A 23156-nucleotide genomic window follows, 5' to 3' on the forward strand; every position below is an offset into this window, starting at 1 on the left:
TAAATACAACAATTTTCTCCTTTTAGAAGTGTAAATGGTGAAGATGTTGTACGTCATACAACAATTTCCATTAAATCGAGTGAAATAGCTCCAATTTAAGCAAACATGTTGCACTTTCTACAACACTGGAGAGCTTTATAGACAAAATTGAAGAAAATTGTTGTATGTTTTGCAACTTGATGGGCTCTATTCACATCTAAAAACATAAAACGAGCCGAACGTTTGTAGTTTCAACGTTTGGCTCGCTTGTTTTTTTATTCTTCATTTGTAGGTTCATTTCGATAATCGTCTTCACCCGGATAGTCCCGCTTAATGCCTTCATGCAGCTCGCGATTCTCGTAAGAGAAAGGGTTAGGCGGGCGTTGATCCTTACGCCATGGTGAGCTCTTTCCCAGCGATTCTGTATTTAGGCTAGTGCCGTATGGACCCTCTGGGAACTCCTCTGGAATTAGGTCATTGCGCTGCGACTCAACCGTCTCTAGATCAGTGAAGTCATCGCGGTATTCAGGGATGAAGCCTTTTGCTTCAGTTTTCTTAGCTAGTTGGGGGGATTCGTCAATCATGGATAAAGCCTCCTTATCAGGTTGCTATGCTTTTTCCAGTGTCCCCCGCAGACAGCTTAAATATCCGTAAAATGAATGGAACCAATAATTTGCGACAAGAATTCATTAAGTTCTAGCGCTTGTTCCTCATTCAGTTTATACACATGTTCCAAATATCCTTCTTCAGCCAGATCATCTGGACCAATAACAGCACTGCGTCCGGATTGCAAATCAATAACAAGCTTTTTGCCGAAATAACGGGATGTCGTCATAATTGCCAGATCAAATCGATGCAATGCGTTGCCAACGAAACAAACGAAACGCGTTGTTGTTTCTTCCTGATGGTCGTATAAAAAGTCATAATCAGACATGAGGGCCCTCCATTCTCTTTCTAGTATGCATCTCATTATAACCGAAAAAAGCTCGTCAACAAAACATATCTTGCGCCCATCTGACAAACATGGTATGATTTGGATATTAGAAAAAGGGAAGCACCTTTTCAGCTAACGCTGAAGGGGTGCTTTTTCGTTTTTCTGAACCTATTTTTAGCTACCGTTTGGAGGAGAAGGCATGAACATTGTATTTATGAACACATTGGAGAAAGAAGCGGGGGATCATCGCGTTACATCGGCCCAAGTGTCGATTGGGGAAGAACAAGGCATTTGGAATGTCTATTGGAATGAGCCTGATAGCGCTGGAAAAATTCAACAAGATCAGTGGTATCAGGGGGTGAGCTGGGATGAGATGTTAAGTGCTTTCCGTCAGGGGTTGCGGGATAAAGTTCGTTCCGGTTACCGTCCGCTTGTTAGTACGGATTTGGAATCAGCGCAAGGACTGTCAGGCAAAGCTAGAATGACACAGATGCTGACCTACTACTGCGAAGAAAATCCAAGTGAGGAAGTGTACGAAACGCTCCGCGCTTGGAGGCGCGAACAAGCTGCCCGCGAGGGGAAAGCACCGTATATTCTTGCCACGAACCGAGTCCTTCGCATGATCTCCGTCTTCCTGCCTCAGAGTAAGGAAGAGCTGCAGCAAATTCCTGGCTTCGGCGAGCAGAAGACGACCATGTACGCGGCAGATGTGCTCAATCTCACCGCTGAGTATACTCGTTCGAATGGCTTCCCATTAGATTGGGTGGCTAAAAGCGTAGACACAGTGAAGTTTGAGGCTTGGCTCCACGCACAGAAGGAGCAAAAGCTGCGTACGGAGCTTGATCGTGAGGTTAGCAAACGCAAACTTCTTGAGGTTGTTGCTGGCGGAGGAAGCTTGGCGGATTTGCAAGCAGTGCTAACGATGCCACGCAGGGAACTGCTGCTTTGGGTGGAGGATTTGGAGCGAGAAGGGTACGATATGGATCCGCTTGTGGAAGCGGAGCTTGCTTCGATCCCGGAAGAAGAGCAAATCAAAGCATGGAACGCCTTCGAATCGGAAGGTGACCGCTACCTGAAGCCGGTGCTGCAGCGCATCATCGGCACGGAGGAGCTCAAAGGCAAAGAACTTGACCGCGCCTATGAGTGGCTGCGCTTGCTTCGTTTGCGCTTCCGCAGGGAGAAGGAAAGGTTTGCTTCTCAAGCTGCAAGCTAGTATTGACATTGCTTAGGATTATATGATTAAATGGTCAATAATCTAAATATCAATTAAAGCGATGACGAACATGGGCTATGCCCGAAGTAGGAGAAATGCCGCTGCTGCAGAGAGTCGGTGTAGGGTGCAAACCGATGCAAGTATGGCTCCGAATTACAGTTCTGAGTTGGTTAAGGGAACATGCTCGTTAGGGCATCAGTAGCTTTTACCCGGCATTCATTTGTCGTTATGTATCTAAGTGAAAGAGAAATTTGCGAATGAGAGCGCGAACCCTTCTCTTTAATTAGGGTGGTACCGCGAGACAACCTTCTCGTCCCTTTGTGGACGCGCAGGTTGTCTTTTTTGTATTTAACATGATGAGGAGGATAATACGATGTTGATATGGGATCATCTTACCGAAATACAGCAGCAGGAAGTGGAACGTCAATTGCTTATCATTGGGCGGGGTGCTGCCGAAATCGTGCCTGAGGAAGCACTCAAGCAAAAGATCATGCACGCAGTGGTTACAGGAAAGCCGTTAAAAGTGAAGCTTGGCTTAGATCCATCTGCACCCGATATTCATATTGGTCACACTGTTGTTTTGCAGAAGCTGCGTCAATTTCAAGATTTGGGACACGAGGTTCAACTCATTATTGGAGATTTCACAGGACGCATCGGGGATCCTACCGGAAAGTCAGAGACGCGCAAACAGCTGTCAGAGGAAGATGTTAAGCACAATGCGCAAACGTATCAGACGCAATTGTCCAAAATATTAGATTTGACCAAGACCACTTTTTACTACAATTCATCTTGGCTTGGAGCGCTTAGATTCGAAGATGTGCTGAAGCTAGCAGGTAAAGTAACGGTTGCGCGCATGCTGGAGCGGGACGATTTTGCAAAAAGATACGCGGCTAATCAGGCGATTCATGTTCATGAGTTTTTCTACCCTTTAATGCAAGGATATGACTCCGTTTCTCTAGAAAGTGACATTGAGCTAGGTGGAACTGATCAAACCTTCAATATATTGATGGGCCGAACGCTTCAAAGTGCTTATGAGATTAAAGATGGTCAGGTTGCGATTCTGATGCCGCTGCTCGAAGGCTTGGATGGTGTTCAAAAAATGAGCAAAAGCTTGCGAAATTACATTGGCATCGATGAGCTTCCTAACGAAATTTTCGGCAAAACGATGTCGATTCCGGATTCGCTCATGACCAAATACTATGAGTTAACAACGACCATCTCAAATGAATCCCTGCATGATCTCAAACGAGGACTAGAAGCAGGTGCCATCCATCCGAGAGATGCCAAGATGAAGCTGGCTAAGGAATATGTGCAAATGTATCATGGTACGCAGGCAGCAGAAGAGGCGGAACAGCATTTTATAACCGTGTTCCAAAAGCGAGCTTTGCCCGAAGACATCGAAGAAATGACTCTAAGTATCAGCCAGCTGGAAGAAGGCCAAATCTCCATCATTAAGCTTCTCGTTTTACTAGAACTGCAAGCTTCCAACGGGGAAGCAAGACGCAGTGTGGAACAAGGGGCAGTGAAGATCAATGAACAGAAGATCATGCAAATTCATGACCAAATAACCCCAAAGGAGGGGGATATTATTCAGGTGGGGAAACGGAAGTTTGTTAAAATTAAGTTGCTTTAAACAGGACAAAAAGGGCTCCTTGATAGCAGCTTACTGCTTCAAGAAGCCCTTACAGTTCTAAGTTCAAAAGTACCTACAGCCATTCTTTTTTGCGGAATAATACATACATGCCAATGCCCAATGCACCCATGAACGCCAAAACAATTTCATCGCCATGAGCCACATGAAGCCCGAGAATGTTATCAAAATTCATCCCGAACACGCCGGTAATGAACGTTAAAGGCATGAAGATCGTCGAAGTTGCTGTGAAAACGCGCATGATCTCATTCGCACGGTTAGCGACGCTAGACTGATAGGCTTCTCGTAAGTTGCCCATGAGATCGCGCAGCGTATCAAACGTATCCACGATCTTTACGGCATTTTCATAAATGTCTCCGAAATATTTTTGCAGCTGATGGTCAATTAATCTAAGCTCTTTTTTACCAAGTGTTCCAATGACATCGCGCTGAGGAACAAGTACTTTTTTGAGCCATAGAATCTCTGACCGAAGTCCAATAATTTCATTCAAATGCGACTTCTTCGTTGCCACCAGGATATCTTCTTCCAGCTTTTCAATCTTGGCCTCGATACGGTCACCGACCGCCACATAATTATCGACGACAAGATCGACCAGATGGTATAGGAAACGATCGGCGCTGTTTACTTCCTCTTCCCAGAGAAAAGGTTTCAAAGCTCGAAGTTCATTAATTTTTTGTCTAGTAACGGTAATAATGACATGTCTGCTTAGAAATAGATTAAGTGCGCGAAGGAAAATTTCTTCATCATCAAATCGAATACTATTAATAACGATAAAATAATGGGAATCGTAAAACTCAATTTTGGGACGTTGTTCCTCTTCGCTTAAGCAATCCTCCACGGCCAAATCATGAAGATGGAACAAAGGTTGAAGGATCTCTAAGTCCTCTACCCCTGCATCAATCCAATAAAAGCCTCTTTCTGGAGGTGTTAGGGCGATAGTCACGTCATCAACCAACGTAAAAATGCCATTCTGAACCCACCGTGTTTTCATCTGATCCACCCCTTTGAATGGAATCAGCCGGTTAGTTCATCATTTAGAGCAAGGCTCCGGATGAAGGAATAACCGACTGCATTCCTACACTATTAAATTGTTTAAGATCCTTGCAGGTTCTACTCCTCGGTTCTCCGTCCAAACGTATGCCCTCCTTTTTCGTCCGTGTCGAATACTTGTCTAGTATAACCCTTCATATATCACGTTTCAAGCCATAAAAGTTTGCTGAAACTGGGTAAATTGTTGTTTAGATAAAGTATGGAAATAATGCTCAGTAGGTGTCAAAAAAATAGCCACCATGACTTACATGGCGGCTTTTAAAATTTTATTTTTAATTTCTTTGTAAATCTCAATTAATTCAGGATCACCGCGCTGCAGCAATACTTCTTCACTGTTAGCACCGTAAATACGGCATAACAGGGCGGCAGCATCCTCTGCTTGTTGAATCGTTGGTTTTGTGGTTTCAATCAGGGCGAAAAAGCGGTTCAATGAGGCAAAAGCAGAGAAGCTATCGATCGTTTGGGTTGACATAAATGACCTCTTTTCATGAAATAAGATTTATAAAATAGGGTGTTGTTATATATATTTCGTTGTTTTAATATCATATAACCCGTTTTTAAGCTGGCTTAAACATATTCCTTTGATACGTTTTGTAACAATTGTTTCATAAGGGGACATACCGTTTCAATTTCTTCTCTTGACAAGTCTTTCATGCCTTGACTTTGGTTGAATTTATAGTATGATAATTTTAATCGCATACGTTACATTTTCTTATCAAGAGTAGGTGGAGGGACTAGCCCTATGACACCCGGCAACCGACAAACCTTTGCAAGCAAAGGGATGCACGGTGCTAATTCTTGCGGAAACGCTGATTAAAGCGAATCTGGGAGATAAGAGAAGGACATTGACTTTGATTTTCCATGGCCTTTCTCTGATTCCAGAGAAGGTCATTTTTGCATTTTTTATCCATTTAAAACTAATGAAGAGGAGTGAACAGGATGCCGATCAAGATTCCTGACAACCTGCCTGCCAAAGAAATTTTAAACCAAGAGAACATCTTCACAATGGACGAATCCGTCGCGTATCACCAGGATATACGTCCACTTCGAATTGCTTTATTGAATCTGATGCCAACCAAAGAAACGACGGAGACGCAGCTGCTGCGCTTAATCGGGAATACGCCATTGCAGGTGGAATTCGTGCTTCTGCATCCGAAAACTCATACTTCTAAGAACACTTCCGTCGAGCACTTGGAAATGTTTTATAAAACATTTGACGATATTAAAGATGAAAAGCTGGATGGCATGATTATCACGGGTGCTCCTGTCGAACAGATGGAATTCGAAGATGTGAATTACTGGGAGGAATTGACGCAAATCCTGAATTGGAGCAAGCACAACGTCACTTCTACCTTGCATATTTGTTGGGCTGCTCAAGCGGGCCTGTATCATCATTTCGGTGTGCGAAAGTTTGCGCTCGAGAACAAGATGTTCGGTGTTTTTCCTCATACTGTTCAGGTACCGAATACAAAGCTGCTGCGCGGCTTTGATGAAGTCTTTCATGTACCACAATCTCGTCATACGGATATTAGTCGTGAAGACATTGAACAATGTCCGGATTTGGAAATTTTATCGGAATCTGAGGAGTCCGGTGTTTATATCGCCGCAACGCAAGATGGGAAGCATATTTTCGTAACAGGACATTCGGAATATGATGCTTGTTCATTGAAATGGGAGTACGATCGGGATGTGAGTAAAGGGCTTACAATCGAGATCCCCAAAAATTATTACCCGAATAATGATCCGAGTAGACAGCCTTATAATACTTGGAGAGCGCATGCGAATCTTCTGTTCTCCAATTGGTTGAATTACTATGTCTATCAAGAAACACCATTTGAACTGAACGCTAACATCAACGAAAGCTTGGCAAGCTCGCAATTGTAATTCGAACCCATATCCCTGAGGAGGAACTCCCTTTGTTGAAAATCGAAAGTCGTCTCGCCCAAATTGGGTCTATTGAAGAACCTGTTACTGGAGCTATCAGCTTCCCAGTCTACCAAGCTACTGCGTTCCGTCATCCGAAGCTTGGGCAAAGTACAGGATTCGACTATGCACGTACGAAAAGTCCGACACGCAAGGTGCTCGAGGATGCTATTGCTCAGCTGGAGTCTGGAGATGCGGGCTTTGCATGTTCCTCAGGAATGGCTGCGCTGCAAACCATTTTTGCTTATTTCAGCCAAGGAGATCATCTGATTGTTTCCTTGGATTTATATGGCGGAACGTACCGTCTGCTTGAGAAAATCATGTCGCGCTTTGGTGTGACCGCTTCGTATGTAGATACGAATGATTTAGACGGATTGGAAGCGGCTTACCAGCCAAATACCAAAGGGCTTGTCATTGAGACACCGACGAATCCGCTGATGATGATTACAGACGTTGAGCTTGTGTGTACATGGGCTCGTAAAAAGGGCATAGTATCAATTGTCGATAACACCTTGTTAACGCCGTATCTTCAACGTCCTATTGAGCTTGGTGCTGATATTGTCATTCATAGCGCGACCAAGTACCTCGGCGGTCATAATGACGTGCTCGCAGGTCTCATCGTGACCAAGGGCAAAGAGCTCTCGGAGCAGATGGCTTTCCTGCACAACTCCATTGGTGCTGTGCTTGGACCGCAAGACAGCTGGCTCCTTATGAGGGGGATGAAGACGCTTGCGCTTCGCATGGAGCGTCATGAGCAGAATGCAACGGCAATCGCAAAGTTCTTATTAGAACACCCGCTGATCGGTGAAGTTTACTACCCAGCGCTTGAAACGCACCCTGGTTATGCGATTCAAAACAAGCAGTCGAGTGGAAACACAGGCATTTTCTCCTTTAAAGTAAAGGATGCAAGACTGATTGAACCGATTCTTCGTCACGTAGAGCTCATTGCTTTCGCGGAAAGCTTAGGCGGTGTCGAATCACTTATGACCTATCCGGCTGTACAAACACATGCAGATATTCCACTCGAAATTCGTCAGCAAATCGGTGTAGATGACCGTCTTCTACGTTTCTCTGTGGGCATCGAGCATATTGATGATCTGATTGCGGATCTTTCGAAAGCTCTCAGCAAGGCGCAAGCCGAATTGGAAGGAGATTCGCTATCATGAACCATCCACAAGATGATAAACGCAAGCCGCATGGCAAATTCGCAACGAAGCTCATTCATTTCGGTGGAGAGATCGATGAAGCAACAGGGGCATCCAGTGTGCCCCTGTATCAAGCCTCGACCTTTCATCAAGCCGACTTAGAAGTCTCACCAGAGTATGACTATACCCGTTCCGGCAATCCAACCCGGCAAGCTCTGGAAGACTACATTGCATTACTCGAAGGCGGTACACGCGGATTTGCTTTCGCCTCGGGTATGGCGGCTATTTCATCAGCCTTCATGCTGTTGTCGCAGGGTGATCATGTTATTTGTACCGAAGATGTATATGGTGGTACTTATCGCTTACTGACAACGATTATGAATCGTATGGGCGTTGAGTCGACTTTCGTTGATATGACGGATATCGCCCAAGTACGTGCTGCACTGCGATCTAACACAAGAGCCGTATTTATCGAGACTCCTTCGAATCCGACACTCCGAATAACTGACATCGCGGAAGTAGCAGCTTTTGCTAAAGAGCACGATTTGCTTACGATGCTGGATAATACGTTCATGACACCTTATCATCAGCGTCCAATCGAGCTGGGTATCGATATTGTGCTGCATAGCGCAACGAAGTTCCTCGGCGGACACAGTGACGTTCTGGCTGGACTGGCTGTAGTCGCTAATGACAGTCTTGGTCGCAGAATGAAACAAATCCAGAATGGCATGGGGAATGTACTAGGCATTCAAGATTCTTGGCTGTTGATCCGTGGGATGAAAACCTTGCGAGCTCGTATGGAAATGTCCGAAACTAGTGCTCGTAGACTGGCAAATTGGCTTTCAGAGCAGCCTGATATTGATGTTGTTTACTACCCGGGACTTCCGAACCACCCTCGTAGAGACGTTCATGAAAAGCAGTCTTTAGGCTATGGAGCGGTTGTTTCGTTCGATGTTGGTTCCGGCGAGAAAGCGAAAAAGCTATTAAGCAAAGTGCGTATTCCACTCGTTGCGGTAAGCTTGGGCGCAGTGGAAAGCATCTTGTCCTATCCGGCTATGATGTCGCATGCCTCGATGCCGAAAGAAGTTCGCTTACTGCGCGGCATTACAGACGGTCTTGTGCGATATTCGGTAGGTCTTGAAGATATCGAAGACATTATTGAAGATTTGGAACAAGCCCTTCGCGGTTAGACCTCCATTAATTCGGAAATTATTCATATTTGAAATGGAATACACCTTGGTAAAAGCAGCATATTGCTGCTTTTTTGGCATGAATATGGTACGATTAGTGGATACAAGCCTTCAGAAAGTAAAGGAGTGAGTAGCTTTGAAACCGATTGATCGCATTTTATATAAAGCACAGTCAGGCGGACGAATTGATATAGAGGAATGTGTTACGCTTTTCGAATCCGATCAAATAGAGAAGATTGGCGACACCGCTAATCAGATTATGAAGAAATGGCATCCCGATCCAATAACGACATTCGTCATTGGGCGGAATATTAACTATACGAATATTTGTGACGTTTATTGCAGATTTTGTGCGTTTTACCGTCCACCGGGTTCATCAGAAGGTTACGTATTGCCGGATGAAACCATTTTCCAGAAGATCCAAGAGACTCTGGATGTAGATGGGACCGAAATCCTCATGCAGGGCGGCACGAATCCGAATCTTCCATTTAGCTATTACACGAATATCCTTCGAGAAATTAAGAAACGTTTTGACATTACGATGCATTCTTTCTCACCAGCTGAAATTATGAAAATGAAAGATGTTTCGGATGGTTTATCTTTAGAGGAAGTCGTTCGTCAATTACACGAAGCAGGACTCGATTCTTTGCCTGGTGGCGGCGCAGAAATTCTGGATGATCGCACTAGACGCAAAATTAGTAAGTTAAAAGGTTCATGGCGCGATTGGATGGACGTTATGCAAACCGCTCACAAAATTGGTATGCATACAACGGGTACCATGGTTATCGGATTTGGCGAATCCATGGAAGAGCGCGCGCTTCATATGCTGCGTATCCGTGATGCGCAAGATGATGTTCTGTTTCAGAAGCTCAATACACCAGGTTTCCTAGCTTTTATTCCGTGGACATTCCAACCGGATAATACGAACATGAAGGTAGAGAAAGTCACGCCTGAGGAGTATTTGAAGACGCTGGCGATTAGCCGAATTATGCTGGATAACATTCCTAACTTCCAATCGTCGTGGGTGACGATGGGACCTGAAGTTGGCAAGCAAACACTCAGCTACGGCTGCAACGACTTTGGAAGTACGATGATTGAGGAGAATGTAGTCTCCGCGGCGGGTACAACGCACAAGGTCAACGTTAACTCCACGCTGCGAATCATTCGCGAAGCAGGTAAAATTCCTGCACAGCGGAATACGAAATACCAAACATTGCGAGTGTTTGATGATGAGTCGCTCGTTATCGATAAAGATTTCGTGATGCAAAACTAATAATGTAATTTGGAGAGTAGCTGCGGCTGCTCTCTTTTTTTATTGTATAGGAGATTATGATAGATGCCGATCTGTGGTGTTGTAAAATGAAATCGGAAATGGAAGGGATACATGTGGAGAAGCAGTCCCACGGGGACGTGAATACAGAATTACGGATATCCTTTAAAACCAAAAAGGACCGTCAAGGTGATCTTCCCAGCCGCTCCTTTTACTAAGTAGCCAAACGTTTCCCAAACTCAACACGTACCTGGCATCACCAGATTTTAGCGGAACGTAGAAGCCTTATTTTGCTCAAAACAGCGTAATTCACGTTTTCGCGGAACGAGGAGCCTCTATTTCCCACTTTCGACGTGGAAAAACAAGTAAAACACCAAAATAGAGCCTCTACGTTCCGCGTGCGGGTTCCCCATCGACATAATCACCGAAATAAAGGCTCCTCGTTCCCCGCGATCCTCAGATTTGCAGCTTAAATGATCGAAATCACTCCATAGAGTTTCGCTTTCAAGTTTTAAGGTTAAGTTCACGAAAGCTGGAACAGTCAGATTGAATCGGAAGGTGAGCGAGTCGAACGGATCATTCGTGAATCACAGGCGGCTCGAGAGAATCAAGCGAATAGAAATCCGTCAACGGAGAGAGCTGAGCCTACCTTTGACCGACATCGAGATGAGTGGTCAACCTGGAAGTCTAAGGAGCCTTATTCGGAAACAGGGACAGGTGCCAGATACGCGAAATCAACGAGTACTCCTTGGATTCGAATTGCTACATCAGTGGCAGGAGCGGTGGTGACGGGGATTGCGTTTGAATTCTTTGTTCTTTCAAATTTTACTTGGACAAGCTATGAAAAAATTAATGTTATTTTCATGTTTGTTTCTGAAAAAGGAGTATAATTGAAGTAGTTCACAATTTAGACAAACATGATAGGAGTGATTCTTGTGAAACTATTCAAAAATTTTCTTCAAGGATTTTTTTATGCTTTTGTCTCAATTGGTGCACTACCATTCTTGCTTGTAAAGAGTATTTTTGAATCATACTTAGGATAATGGCACAAGATCGATAAGGATTTCGTGATGAAGAACTAGCCAAGGATAAACGACTTCGTCGTCCTTCTGGGACGAGCGCGTTTGTCAAGGTAGATGCGAAGCAAAAGTATAAAACTTATACTTTCTTATCTACTAAAAAAGGCCTCCAACTTGGAGGCTTTTTTTTAATTGCTCGGGTGACAAAGAATAGAGAAATTCGTAACTTCCGATTCCAGTCCTGTTTGTGCTGATTGAATGCGTCAATTTGCGAGATTGGCATATATTAACTAGAGATTCGACAAAAAATGAGGAATGGAAATGGCAAATTGTTCGTTGTATATCTGATTCCTATCGACCATATACTCTTAGGAGGAGGATGTATTGATGAAAGGAGTTAGCCGATGGAACTGTTTGCCATAGTTGTAATGAATGCCGATGAGGCCTATGTACGTTCGCTATGCGCTCAGATAGAACGTGAGCTGCAGCTTTTACATAACGCTGAAAGTGGAGTAACAGCCCCATTTGATCTACATGAAACACATGCTTATATTCGAGTAGAAGTGAGGATGAAGGAAAGAGAAATATCTTCAATTCACAAAGAAGTAAGGGAAGGACTTGCTGGCGTTTTGGCTGATCATATCATCGCAGAGAAAGAGTTGCTTATTTTGCGTGATTTGATTGTTAAAGAATTTAAATATGAAGCCATAGACGATGTGGAAGCCATAGAAGGGTACTGCAAGCAATCCATGTGTGCCGAGACGGTCATTGAGGAATTGCCTATTTTGAATGGCAGCTCAGCAAGACTTCGCCGCAAACAAATGCTAACGGAGCAGCTCACGCAGTCTCTGGAGGAAACTCCGCGACTAAGCTTGGATGGTTTTCTCAAATTTCGCTTACAGGATTATACCGAGGAGCTGCGAGAGATAGCTGAGTATGCCATTGATGAATTTATGATGGATCGCCAGTATCAGGAATTTATTTCTCTATTGCAGTACTTTGTATATATTCAGGAAGCCAAGATCCCCGTTGCTCATCTTATACATAAAGGCGGGCATGAGTTTGTCATCTTGAATGATCAGCTTGAACTCATAGACGCGAATGAATTCGATACAACCTTTAAGCTAGAAGTACTTGAAAAAGATATTAATTTCGAGGACATGATTGTTAGCACACTCATTACGGTATCTCCGGCAAATATCTACATCCATACGCGAGATCCCGAATTAACAATCATCAAGACGATTAGACAAATATTTGAAGATCGAACAACAGTCTGCTCCTATTGCCGAACTTGTGATATCTTCTTGGGTGAAGCCAAGAAACAAGATCAACTGTCCCCTTGACCTTGAGCGATGAGGCAATTATAATAGTGATCGAAGGCGTTAATATCAAAGACATGAACTTTCTGCAAGAACTGCTCAGAGAGAGGAGACTAGGCTGCAATCTCCTTCAGCTATTCAGATCGTTTACCCCTTTGTAGCCGTGTTGTGGAATTCGACCTGACTTGCAGGATCGTTAGTATACAATACCGGAGTCATTCCCGTTACCGAATGCTGATGAGGATTCGCCTTACCCCTGTGGGCATGCAGCGAATCGAACTAGGGTGGAACCACGAGCTGAGCGCACTCGTCCCTTTTGGGATGCAGTGTGCTTTTTTGCGTTCAAAAATGAACCTATAGGAGGAACAAAAATGGTTGTTCAAGTAAAATTACCAGATGGCGCAGTGAGAGAGTACGCAGTTGGAACGACCATTGAACAAGTGGCGGAATCCATTTCATCCGGACTGAAGAAAAATGCGATTGGCGGCAAAGTTAACGGGAAATCTGTGGATCTGTCGTTCTCCTTGGAAAATGATGCAGACGTTGAAATTCTAACGCTCGATAGTGAAGCGGGATTAGAGATGTATCGTCACAGCACAGCGCATTTGATGGCTCAGGCGATTAAACGTATTTATGGTGAAAAAGCGGTTAAATTAGGGATTGGACCTGTCATTGAAGACGGATTTTACTATGATATCGATTTGGAAACACCGCTTAATCCCGAAGATTTGGTGAAAATCGAGAAGGAAATGGAGCGTATTTCCGGTGAGAACCTGGCGATTACTCGCCGCGTTGTTTCCCGGGAGGAAGCGATTCGCATTTTCACTGAAATGGAAGATCCGTTTAAGCTGGAATTGATTCGTGATCTGCCGGAAGATTCGGTACTTACTATCTATGACCAGGGTGAATTCTTTGATTTATGCCGCGGACCGCATTTGCCATCAACTGGCCGAATCAAAGCGTTCAAATTATTGAGCGTTGCTGGTGCTTACTGGCGTGGAGATGCGAAGAACAAAATGCTGCAACGTATTTACGGCACTGCTTTCCCTAAGAAAGCGCAGCTGGATGAGCATTTGCATCTTTTGGAAGAAGCTAAGAAACGTGATCACCGTAAGCTGGGCAGAGAGCTTAAAATGTTTGCTTTTTCACGTGAGGTTGGGCAAGGGTTACCGCTTTGGCTGCCAAACGGTGCTAAATTGAGACGTACAATGGAACGTTATATTGTCGACCTGGAAGAACGTTTGGGTTACCAACACGTTTACACGCCAGTTCTCGCTAATGTTGAGTTGTACAAAACATCCGGGCACTGGGATCATTACAGCGAGGATATGTTTCCGAAAATGGTGATGGACAACGAGGAGCTTGTCCTACGTCCAATGAACTGTCCACATCACATGATGGTTTATAAAAGCGATATGCGCAGCTACCGTGATCTGCCGATTCGGATTGCTGAGCTTGGTACTATGCACCGTTATGAAATGTCAGGAGCTTTAACAGGCCTACACCGTGTTCGTGCCATGACACTGAATGACGCTCATATTTTCTGTCGTTTGGATCAAATTAAAGAAGAGTTTTCCCGCGTTGTGAACCTGATTCGTCAGGTTTATGCGGATTTCGGAATTACAGAGTACCGTTTCCGTCTTTCCTATCGGGATCCTAAGGATACAGAAAAGTATTTCCAAGATGATCAAATGTGGGAAACTTCCCAACGCATGCTGCGTGAGGTTGTTGAAGAGCTAGGACTTGATTTCTACGAGGCTGAAGGTGAAGCGGCCTTCTATGGTCCTAAACTAGACGTTCAAATCAAAACAGCACTCAAGAAAGAAGAAACACTTTCAACAGCGCAAATTGATTTCTTGCTCCCAGAGCGCTTCCAGCTTGAATACACAGGTGAAGATGGTCAGAAACATCGTCCGGTCGTTATTCACAGAGGGATTATCAGTACTATGGAACGTATGACTGCCTTTTTGCTTGAGAATTTCGCTGGTGCGCTGCCAACTTGGTTGATGCCTATCCAAGCCAAAGTCATTCCGGTATCTCCGGCATTCGAAGAATTCTCGAATCTCGTGACTGAGCGTCTACGCGAAGCCGGTATTCGTGTTGAAGCAGATAATCGTAATGAGAAGCTGGGTTATAAGATTAGAGAAGCGCAGCTGGAGAAGATTCCTTATATGCTAGTCGTCGGTGAAAACGAAGTGAAGAGCGAAAGCTTATCGATTAGAAAACGTGGTCAAGGGGATCTAGGAACCCATCCGATTGATCAAGTGATTGGCATGATTAACGAGGAAATTAGCAAGAAACTTTAAGAGTTCAATCCTATAAATGAAGCAGAGAAGATAATCTTCTCTGCTTTTTTGTTTTCAAATTCAGTTAATTGGGTATGTATAGGGGAGCGTGATTAGGACACCTTAAACAGTGAGTCTGCATCCGGAGGTTTAAAGGTGGTAGGTATTGGACAACCTGCAATAGTAGGGGAGGTATTAAAAAATAGTAATGTTAACCAATTTTTTGACTCAGTCTAAATGGTTTAGTGCGTCGATCATCGTTGTTCTGATGGCACTTTTCGGACAAGAGACGACGGGCAAAAGTGACCAAAGCTACACGACGGCAAACTCCGTCACCCATATACAAGATCAGCAGCAAAAGGTTATTCCGGTCAAAACGGCACCAGCTTCACTGCCCGTTGCGCAAGAAAACCTGCAACAAATCAATTATCGTTATGTTCCGAAGTTAGACTCAGATTTGTCCAAGCTCAAGGCAGTCGAAGTGACAGCCACCGGTTATTTTGCAGGTAAGGAATCAACAGGGAAAAATCCGGATCATCCTGAGTATGGGATCACGTATTCAGGTATTAGAGTAAAGCGGGATGATAAATCCTTATCAACGATCGCAGCAGACACGAACGTTTTTCCGCTTGGAACTGTCTTGTTTATTCCCGGTTATGGCTATGGCGTTGTTGCAGATACAGGCAGCGCAATTAAAGGTAAGAAAATTGATCTGTATTTCGACACAAAGGATCAGGTTTATAAAGAATGGGGTAAGAAGACGGTTAAAGTATTTATCGTCAAAGAAGGGCATGGGAAAGTGACCGAACTCATCTGGAATCAACTAAAGGATGAGATCATCGCACCTACCAAAGCACTATGACGAGAATTAGCTTTTCACAAAGCCGAACATTTCCATCATAAATTCTCCTGTTTGGGAAATCCTATACTTACAGGAGGTGATTGAACATGGCTAAGAACAAGAACAACAAGAATAAAAATTTGAGCTCGAATGTAGCTCAAGACGTAGAATTTGCTGCCGAAACATCAGCAGCGAACAAGCAGCAACAAACGAATACACAAAACCAAAATAAATAATGAAATATCAATAAGCTGAAAAGCGATAAAGAGCAGAGATCTGAAAAGGTCTCTGTTTTTTTATTTCTTTTCAACATCTCCTATTTTCGATATAATGTAACAAAAACTAACATTTAGGTTCCTTTTGGGAGGAGTTCCAATTGCTTATGCGCGCAGAAATGAAACTCAAAGCTTGGTTGTATGCTCTTATTCTCATTGGTATTACGGTAAGTGTATTCGCATTATTTACTTCCTCTCGGTGGTTTACGGCTGCAAGTTTGGCTGTTTTTTTGTTTATAGGTAGTATTACTTGGCTTAGTACCAGATCATCAAGATCATCTAATAGCCACGATTATAAGGGCCAACAAGAGCAATTCCGAACGTTTATACAAGAATCACAGGTTGTAGCGGACAGATTAGCAGCTGCTGTTGAGGAAGTCAATCGTTCGATCGGACATCTTTTGCAAATAGCCGATGCTTCGATTCAAGGAGAAGAGGATCTAAAGCTACGAAGTAATCAAGCCGTTGGACAACTGCAGGAAGCATTCGCTGCGATTCAGCAGGTAGCGGCTGCAGCAGACCAAATTCTAGATTCGTCCTTACATATGCATCAAGAGAGTGAGCAAACCAAAGATACGGTGGTCGATGTATGCCGGTCACTGAATGCCACAGATGAAGTCATGAATGATCTACATATTAATAATGATACCATGCAGAGGAAGATTCAGGATTTGACCGGACATACTTCCAAGATTGAAGAAATCAATACATTTATTGCGGAAGTAGTGACTCAAACCTCGCTGCTCGCGCTTAATGCATCCATTGAAGCAGCCAGAGCGGGTGAGCATGGACGAGGCTTTTCTGTCGTCGCACAAGAAATTAAGAAGCTGGCCTCACAAAGTCATGAAGCAGTTACGAAATCTTCCGAACTATTGGCATCCATCGAGAGCGGTGTTTCCCAAGTTGTGACAGCGGTTGCTGAAGAGAAGGCATCTGTCGCTCATGGGATTGCTGAGATGAAAGTAATAAAAGACAAGATCGATACGATCTTCGCGTTGATTCTGAACGTCAATAATCTTGTATCGAGTACAACAAGCTCCACCCAACATCAGTCCTCGCTTGTCTCAGGTACAAGAACATCACTGGGTCAAGTTGTTGATTTGATGAATGAGACGATGTCTAGTGTAGAGATTACCTTGGATCAAATGAAAAAGCAGCGCCATGAAGTATCGATGCTGCAGCATATCAACCAAAATCTAGATCGTTCCTCTAAGGAACTGATACAGGCGATACAAGCGGTAGGTATGCAAAATAAAGAAGGTACGATTCATGTAAATATCCAAGAAATGAAGCAAGTACTTAGCTCACTTGTACTAATACCTGACATAACTTCATTGATTGATGGTAAGCATGCTTCCCATTTAGGCACTGTATTGCAGAAAACGGCCGGCATTGAAGCAATTTGGTCTAACCGCGCGGATGGAACCTTCATCTATTCGATGCCTGAGGCAGGTCTAGTTAATGCTAAGGGCAGAGAGTGGTGGAAGCGTGCGATGGGGGGAGAACTCTTCGTTTCTCCGGAATACGTGTCAGCTATTACTAAAAAACCGTGTATCACGATGTCAAAAGCGATAATAGATGACACGGGAACCCCTGTTGGTGTTGTAGGAATCGATTTAATATTGAAATAAAGGTTCTCAAATCGCTTATTTTGGTGTAAAATAAGATTACTGTTATAAATCTTGACACGGGGAGATAGGTGAGTGATCATGCTGAATGCTTTGCGATTGGACGGAAAACCTCAAAGAACACCAAGGAAAGCTGCAGAGGTACTTCCTTTCTTGGAAGCTTACATTGTCCGCAAGGAACAGCAGGTCCTGGATATTGAGCAGGTAGTAGAGCGCTATGAAATCAAAAGAATGAAAGAAGAGCGCGCTTATCAGACGATGTCATCATTACGCCGCATGTTTTCTGGTAAGAAACCTGACCATCATCTTGCTGTCGAGTATATCCACTATGTGAAGAAACCCATGGAGCAAGTTAGGAAGCTTCGAGCTGAAATTGCCCATGCGAGACAAATTATGAATGAATCCAAACCTGGCGATGTGATCTCAGTACCGGATGAGATTGAAGAGCTGCTTTCTTAATACAAACAAAAAAACCTTCCAATTGGAAGGTTTTTATTGTTCTCATTGACCTTTTTTTAGTTGTTCTAAGTCCAAAAATCCATCCTCTTGGCTGTAAGCCGGAACACCATGGATACCGACGTCCAATCCGACTAATTCCTCATCTCTACTAACTCGCAGTGGAACGATAAGTTGAATTAGCTTCATACAACCCCATGTAATAACGAATCCCCATATACAAATCGTAACAAGTCCTAATGCTTGAACACCTAGAAGGCTGAAGCCTCCGCCATAAAATAAACCAGCAGTACCTTCACGAATCGCGTCAGGCTGTGCAAAAAATCCTACAGCGAGAGTCCCGATGCTGCCGCTGATACCATGAACAGGAAAAGCCCCGACTGGATCATCAATCCGTCTTGCTTCAAGTATTTCTGTTGCATAAACCATTGCGATCCCGCAAATTGCTCCGATTAAAATGGCCGCAGCATCACTAACGAAAGCACAGCCTGCGGTAATGCCGACGAGCCCTGCAAGAGCGCCGTTGATAACCATAGGGGGATCGGCTTTGCGGTAGCGCATCATGGTGAATAGAATGCACGTTGCACTGCCCGCCGCTGCTGCCAGCATGGTGGTTACTGCAATGTGGCCGATCGAAGTATTGGTGGCACTTAGCGTGCTTCCTGAGTTAAAGCCAAACCAACCGAACCAAAGGATAAATGCGCCTACAGAGGCAAGCGGCAAATTGGATGGTGGGACAATATTAGCCGTACCGTTAGCGGAAAATTTGCCAATCCGTGGACCAATGATCATCGCTGCGGCAAGAGCGGAGAAGCCGCCAAGTGCGTGAATGACAGCTGAACCTGCGAAATCAACCATGCCTAATTTGCCGAGCCATCCATTGACGGCCCAAACCCAGTGGCCAGCAATGGGGTAAATTAAACCAGTCATTGCGATGGTGTATAGAATGTAAGCGCGGAAGTTGATGCGTTCGGCTACAGCCCCAGATACGATCGAGATCACAGCGATAACAAAGGCACACTGGAATAGCCAATAAGTCTCATGTGAGATATTTAAAACGATATGTGTTAAATCTCCTCCCATGAAGAAACCGGTAGTTCCAAATAATCCAGAAACATCTTTTCCGTACATAAGGGCAAAGCCGAATAAATAAAAAATAAGTGCTCCGAAAGAGATATCAACAAACACTTTCATAATGATACTTACTGCATTTTTTTGTCTGACGAAACCTGCCTCCAATAAAGCGAAGCCGCCTTCCATCAATAGAATCATGGCAGCTGTCAGAACCACCCATATGGTATCTAGGCCGCTAGAAAGCTGTTGGATAGCATCCATAATCTGATCTCTCCTTATGTTTGAGGAATTCTTTGCACCAATTATACGGTTCTGATGATAAACATGTCAACGATATACGTAAGAATACATAACATCTGATGGTTATTGTTCGTTTTCCAAATAATTGATGTCAGTTATTCATCTAATTCTGCGAAAACTCAGTCTCTAGACCGAGGGAATCATCAATCTTTCGTCTCTTTTCATTCATGGCTGTATCTTATAAACTAGAGGTATCTTAACGACGTTGCACACAAATGGAGGAAGAAGCATGAATCCGCATATGTTTCAAAGAATAATTTGGGGGCTTGTCCTCGTAACGGCAGGTGTCCTTTATTTACTTAACCAACTAGGGTTTATTGATATTGATCTTGCTTATATGTTTTCCACTTATTGGCCTGTCATTCTTATTTTCTACGGTCTCGTTGGTTTTGTTTGGCAGCGTAAGTATCATTGGGGAGGCTCGATTTGGAGTTTGCTCGTTTGCTGTATTGGGACGATCTTTCTCCTGAAGAATTTAAGGCTGACCGATCGATCGCTTGGAGAGATGTTTCAGATTTTGGGACCTGTTGCCTTAATCTTATTTGGATTGAATGTGATATTTAAACCTAGCAAGAAAGAGTCACCGGATTGGCCTTCTATTAAAGAAGAGAAAAATCAAGTTAGACAGGCAAGACGTGAAGCTAGAAGATTGCAGCATGAAAAATATAGAAATCCATGGGATCAACCCAAGTGGACTGATGGAGCACCATCGCCTACAAATGAGAAGGAGCGCGAAAGTAAATCTACTTTTAATGAAGCAAAGCATGAGCTCAGTGACGAAGAGAAAGCTGTACTCAAGGATATTCATGGTGAGTTTCATGATAAGCATATATGGGATGTCCCTGACGCGCCGGGAGAACCGGATCTAAAGCAACCTCAGCCACCGGGACAACCGAAAACGCATGCGTTTAACCATCATGGGCACAAATACGATGATTTTGTACGTAACTTCGACTCCGGTGATGTACTTCATCGGCATGGTTTTATCGGAGATGTGCATCTGGGACAAGAAGCTTGGGAACTGAAGCCGATTCAGATTTCACATTTCATTGGTGATTCCGTCATAGATCTTACTCGCGCAGCCATTCCCTTGGGAGAAACGACGATTCATGTTTCAGCATTTATTGGTGATGTGAAAATATTCATACCAAATGATATTGATGTTGAAGTTCGCGTAATGGCAAGTTCTTTTATCGGAGATATGAAAGTGCTTGATCGGCGTGAGAGTGGGTTTCTGCGCAGCGTGAGAACTCAGACCTCGCAATATGAAGAAGCTGATCGGAAAATAATTGTAACCTCGAGCATGTTTATTGGTGACATTACAATCAAAAAGATAGGTTAAGGATGGAGCATGTACAAATTGCGAATGTTCAATATGAAGTGGCAGCTGCTGAATTATTTTCTTATCTCGAGTTTACTCACGGTATCTAGCATATATATTGTGCTTGAGTATTATAAGGAGGAGCTTGTTTCGTGGCAATTCCGCATGTGGTTCGTCATAGCCATTCTCTTGGTCTGTTTAACGGTGGGTTATGTTGCGACCAAGAGATGGCAGCGCAAAGTGGATGAACTGCATGTAGCCATGCTCGAATTGTCCAAGGGGAATTTCTCCAGTCGGATTGAGATGGAACCCGTAGAACCATTCTTGTATTTGTATGATGCTTTTAATAACATGGCCTCTGCCGTTGAAGAGCGTATTCAGCTGCTGCAAAAATTGGGTGAGGCCGAGGCGATTCGAGATCAGGAGCTCACGGAAAATGCTGTGCTTGAGGAAAGACGCCGACTGGCACGGGATTTGCACGATACAGTTAGTCAAGAGCTGTTCGCCATTCATATGTCAGCATCCTCTTTACCCAAAATTCTGGAGAGAAACCCGGATGCGGCTCCGGGCGTTATGAATCAACTTATTCAAATGTCTCACCATGCCCAGAAGCAGATGCGCGGACTTATTTCGCAATTAAGACCCATCGAATTGGGAGATATGAGCTTACAAGAAGCCCTAGAGAAATGGTTTCCGGAATATTGCCGAAACCATGAACTGCAGGGCCAACTTGATGTTTCTTTGCGTGAAACGATATCTGAAGCGATTGAACATCAATTTTTCCTCATTATACAAGAAGGTCTTGCGAACGTAGTTAAGCATGCTTCTGCTAAGCAAGTTCGCCTAGCTATATATGAAAGAGAGCACCAATATGTGCTTCAGCTGCAGGATGACGGTCAAGGTTTTGAACGTAGAGACATCCCATCGGCTTCACATGGTTTATCGACAATGAGAGAGCGAGCGCAAAAGCTTGGTGGCGAAGTGGAGATAGACAGCAAGTTAGGATCAGGAACACGAGTTAGAGTGCGTATTCCGCGGTTTACGGGACAGTCGAGCTTGCTAACGAAGGAAAGAGAGGGAGAAACAAATGAGCAGTAACATTAAAGTGATGATCGTAGATGATCACGACATGGTTCGGGTTGGGCTTCGAACCTACATCTCATTGGAACCCGGTTTGGAAGTTGTGGGGGAAGCAAGCAATGGCCAGGATGCGTTCGATAAGTTAAATCAGGAACTCTCTCATCAATTGCCGGATGTTATTTTGATGGATCTGACCATGCCTGTTCTGGATGGTATAGGCGCCACGAAGTTGATTTGCGGTAAATTTCCACAGGTTAAGGTTATTATGCTGACCAGCTTCTTGGAGGAAGCGAAGGTTCTTGAAGCCGTCGAATCGGGTGCCATCAGTTATATGCTGAAGACGGTTTCATCCGACCAATTGATTCATGCAATTATGAGCGCTTACCGCGGTATGCCAGTTATGAACTCGGAAGTGTCCTTGGCGCTTACAAGAGGGATTAGGCAGCGTAATAGTACACCCGAGGAAGAAGGGTTGACTTCACGAGAGAGAGAAGTATTGCTTTTGATTGCAGAGGGAAAGAGTAATAAAGACATTTCAGAAGAGCTTTTTATTAGTATCAAAACGGTCAAAACACACGTCAGCAACCTTCTAATGAAGTGTGAATTAGAGGATCGGACTCAGCTTGCTATCTTCGCGCACCGCAAAGGCTTGGTTTGATAATAAGGAACGTACCACACATAAAAACTAGATTTTGACACATTCTATGCGTAAGTAAAATAATATGAGCGCTTAAGGAGTGTCTGAATGAAAACATTATCATCATCATTGGAGCAGGTTCAAGAATCTTTCGATAGTGTCCGTGAGCACCTGCATGAATTCGATTTTGCGCTGGGTGGCAATTGGGATTACGATCATGGCTATTTCGACCACTACTTAGATGAAGACCATCTAGTTTGGCTGCGTATTCCTTTTCAAGTTGTGACAGGAAGGATTGATGGCGATGCTGAATCAACAGATGCGATCGTCGAAGTGGGAACTCCTTTCGTGCTGAAGCATGTGTATAATGAAGGACTTAGTCAGGATGCGGAAGCAGAAACCTATGGCGCATTGATCGATCAATTCCAAACTCCGCTCGATCCGGATGCCAAAATCGAAGATAAATGGGTGAAAGAAGCAGCGGGACTGCTCCATAAAGTGGAACAAGCTTGGATACAATGAGTTAGCCCTTTTTTTACCTCCATTTTATTGTTTTTTAATAT

At 44.0% G+C, this 23156-nt stretch carries 21 protein-coding genes, 1 riboswitch and 1 other annotated feature; of the genes, 16 read left to right on the forward strand and 5 right to left on the reverse strand.

Features of this window, described 5'->3' with window-relative positions; genetic code table 11:
- Positions 1–254: 254 nt before the first annotated feature.
- Positions 255–563 carry a hypothetical protein gene (locus tag GC102_RS24755; protein ID WP_171691873.1) on the reverse strand — a complete coding sequence of 103 codons (309 nt, stop codon included), beginning with the start codon at positions 561–563 and terminating at the stop codon, positions 255–257.
- A gap of 56 nt (positions 564–619) precedes the next feature.
- The gene (locus GC102_RS24760; protein ID WP_171646239.1) at positions 620–913 is read right to left on the reverse strand and encodes a DUF3055 domain-containing protein; all 294 of its coding nucleotides are present in this window, start codon (positions 911–913) and stop codon (positions 620–622) included.
- Positions 914–1112: 199 nt separating this feature from the next.
- Here GC102_RS24760 and GC102_RS24765 point away from each other — a divergent pair, with 199 nt between their 5' ends.
- A complete protein-coding gene (locus GC102_RS24765; protein ID WP_171691874.1) occupies positions 1113–2126 on the forward strand; it encodes an HRDC domain-containing protein in 1014 nt (337 codons plus the stop codon).
- Between the two features lie 52 nt (positions 2127–2178).
- Positions 2179–2447 (forward strand) — a binding site (T-box leader).
- A gap of 52 nt (positions 2448–2499) precedes the next feature.
- Complete coding sequence (tyrS, locus tag GC102_RS24770; RefSeq protein ID WP_171691875.1) at positions 2500–3759, forward strand: tyrosine--tRNA ligase; 1260 nt, start codon at positions 2500–2502, stop codon at positions 3757–3759.
- Positions 3760–3832: 73 nt separating this feature from the next.
- Here the strand turns inward: tyrS and corA are convergent, their stop codons facing one another.
- Complete coding sequence (gene corA, locus GC102_RS24775) at positions 3833–4768, reverse strand: magnesium/cobalt transporter CorA (protein ID WP_171691876.1); 936 nt, start codon at positions 4766–4768, stop codon at positions 3833–3835.
- Positions 4769–5071: 303 nt separating this feature from the next.
- Complete coding sequence (locus GC102_RS24780; protein WP_171691877.1) at positions 5072–5299, reverse strand: hypothetical protein; 228 nt, start codon at positions 5297–5299, stop codon at positions 5072–5074.
- A 237-nt stretch (positions 5300–5536) separates the two neighbouring features.
- Positions 5537–5665: riboswitch (SAM riboswitch) on the forward strand.
- A gap of 101 nt (positions 5666–5766) precedes the next feature.
- On the opposite strand from GC102_RS24780, the gene metA reads away from it, so the two are divergent.
- The 10 genes from metA (at position 5767) to GC102_RS24825 (ending at position 18184) form a co-directional block, all read left to right on the forward strand.
- Positions 5767–6711, forward strand: coding sequence for a homoserine O-acetyltransferase MetA (gene metA, locus GC102_RS24785; protein ID WP_171691878.1), 945 nt, complete (start codon positions 5767–5769; stop codon positions 6709–6711).
- A 35-nt stretch (positions 6712–6746) separates the two neighbouring features.
- Positions 6747–7916, forward strand: coding sequence for an aminotransferase class I/II-fold pyridoxal phosphate-dependent enzyme (locus tag GC102_RS24790; RefSeq protein WP_281367704.1), 1170 nt, complete (start codon positions 6747–6749; stop codon positions 7914–7916).
- Entirely contained in the window at positions 7913–9085 is a 1173-nt protein-coding gene (locus GC102_RS24795) for a trans-sulfuration enzyme family protein (protein ID WP_171691880.1), read from the forward strand. The genes GC102_RS24790 and GC102_RS24795 overlap by 4 nt, the downstream gene beginning before the upstream one ends.
- A gap of 136 nt (positions 9086–9221) precedes the next feature.
- The gene (gene mqnC / locus GC102_RS24800; RefSeq protein ID WP_171691881.1) at positions 9222–10358 is read left to right on the forward strand and encodes a cyclic dehypoxanthinyl futalosine synthase; all 1137 of its coding nucleotides are present in this window, start codon (positions 9222–9224) and stop codon (positions 10356–10358) included.
- Positions 10359–11778: 1420 nt separating this feature from the next.
- Positions 11779–12720 (forward strand): putative sporulation protein YtxC, encoded by a 942-nt coding sequence (ytxC, locus tag GC102_RS24805; RefSeq protein ID WP_171691882.1) that lies wholly within the window; start codon positions 11779–11781, stop codon positions 12718–12720.
- A 347-nt stretch (positions 12721–13067) separates the two neighbouring features.
- The gene (gene thrS, locus GC102_RS24810; RefSeq protein ID WP_029194118.1) at positions 13068–15002 is read left to right on the forward strand and encodes a threonine--tRNA ligase; all 1935 of its coding nucleotides are present in this window, start codon (positions 13068–13070) and stop codon (positions 15000–15002) included.
- A 187-nt stretch (positions 15003–15189) separates the two neighbouring features.
- Positions 15190–15843 (forward strand): 3D domain-containing protein, encoded by a 654-nt coding sequence (locus GC102_RS24815; protein ID WP_171691883.1) that lies wholly within the window; start codon positions 15190–15192, stop codon positions 15841–15843.
- An 86-nt stretch (positions 15844–15929) separates the two neighbouring features.
- On the forward strand, positions 15930–16058 hold the full coding sequence (locus GC102_RS40155) for a hypothetical protein (RefSeq protein WP_281367701.1): 129 nt from the start codon (positions 15930–15932) through the stop codon (positions 16056–16058).
- Positions 16059–16204: 146 nt separating this feature from the next.
- On the forward strand, positions 16205–17728 hold the full coding sequence (locus GC102_RS24820) for a methyl-accepting chemotaxis protein (RefSeq protein WP_246321116.1): 1524 nt from the start codon (positions 16205–16207) through the stop codon (positions 17726–17728).
- A gap of 78 nt (positions 17729–17806) precedes the next feature.
- Positions 17807–18184, forward strand: a complete 378-nt coding sequence (locus GC102_RS24825) for a hypothetical protein (protein ID WP_171646250.1) — start codon at positions 17807–17809, stop codon at positions 18182–18184.
- Positions 18185–18226: 42 nt separating this feature from the next.
- Here the strand turns inward: GC102_RS24825 and GC102_RS24830 are convergent, their stop codons facing one another.
- The gene (locus tag GC102_RS24830; RefSeq protein WP_171691885.1) at positions 18227–19516 is read right to left on the reverse strand and encodes an ammonium transporter; all 1290 of its coding nucleotides are present in this window, start codon (positions 19514–19516) and stop codon (positions 18227–18229) included.
- Positions 19517–19784: 268 nt separating this feature from the next.
- On the opposite strand from GC102_RS24830, the gene liaF reads away from it, so the two are divergent.
- The 4 genes from liaF to GC102_RS24850 all read left to right on the forward strand — a co-directional run bounded on the left by liaF (position 19785) and on the right by GC102_RS24850 (position 23115).
- Positions 19785–20897 (forward strand): cell wall-active antibiotics response protein LiaF, encoded by a 1113-nt coding sequence (gene liaF / locus GC102_RS24835; RefSeq protein ID WP_171691886.1) that lies wholly within the window; start codon positions 19785–19787, stop codon positions 20895–20897.
- A 9-nt stretch (positions 20898–20906) separates the two neighbouring features.
- Positions 20907–21974, forward strand: a complete 1068-nt coding sequence (locus GC102_RS24840; protein WP_171646253.1) for a HAMP domain-containing sensor histidine kinase — start codon at positions 20907–20909, stop codon at positions 21972–21974.
- Positions 21964–22614, forward strand: coding sequence for a response regulator transcription factor (locus tag GC102_RS24845; protein ID WP_171646254.1), 651 nt, complete (start codon positions 21964–21966; stop codon positions 22612–22614). Before GC102_RS24840 ends, GC102_RS24845 begins: the two co-directional genes overlap by 11 nt.
- 87 nt (positions 22615–22701) lie before the next feature.
- Positions 22702–23115, forward strand: coding sequence for a YugN family protein (locus GC102_RS24850; protein ID WP_171691887.1), 414 nt, complete (start codon positions 22702–22704; stop codon positions 23113–23115).
- The last annotated feature ends 41 nt before the right edge of the window (positions 23116–23156 follow it).

The sequence above is a fragment of the Paenibacillus germinis genome, from assembly GCF_013141785.1.
Lineage (GTDB): Bacteria > Bacillota > Bacilli > Paenibacillales > NBRC-103111 > Paenibacillus_E > Paenibacillus_E phytorum.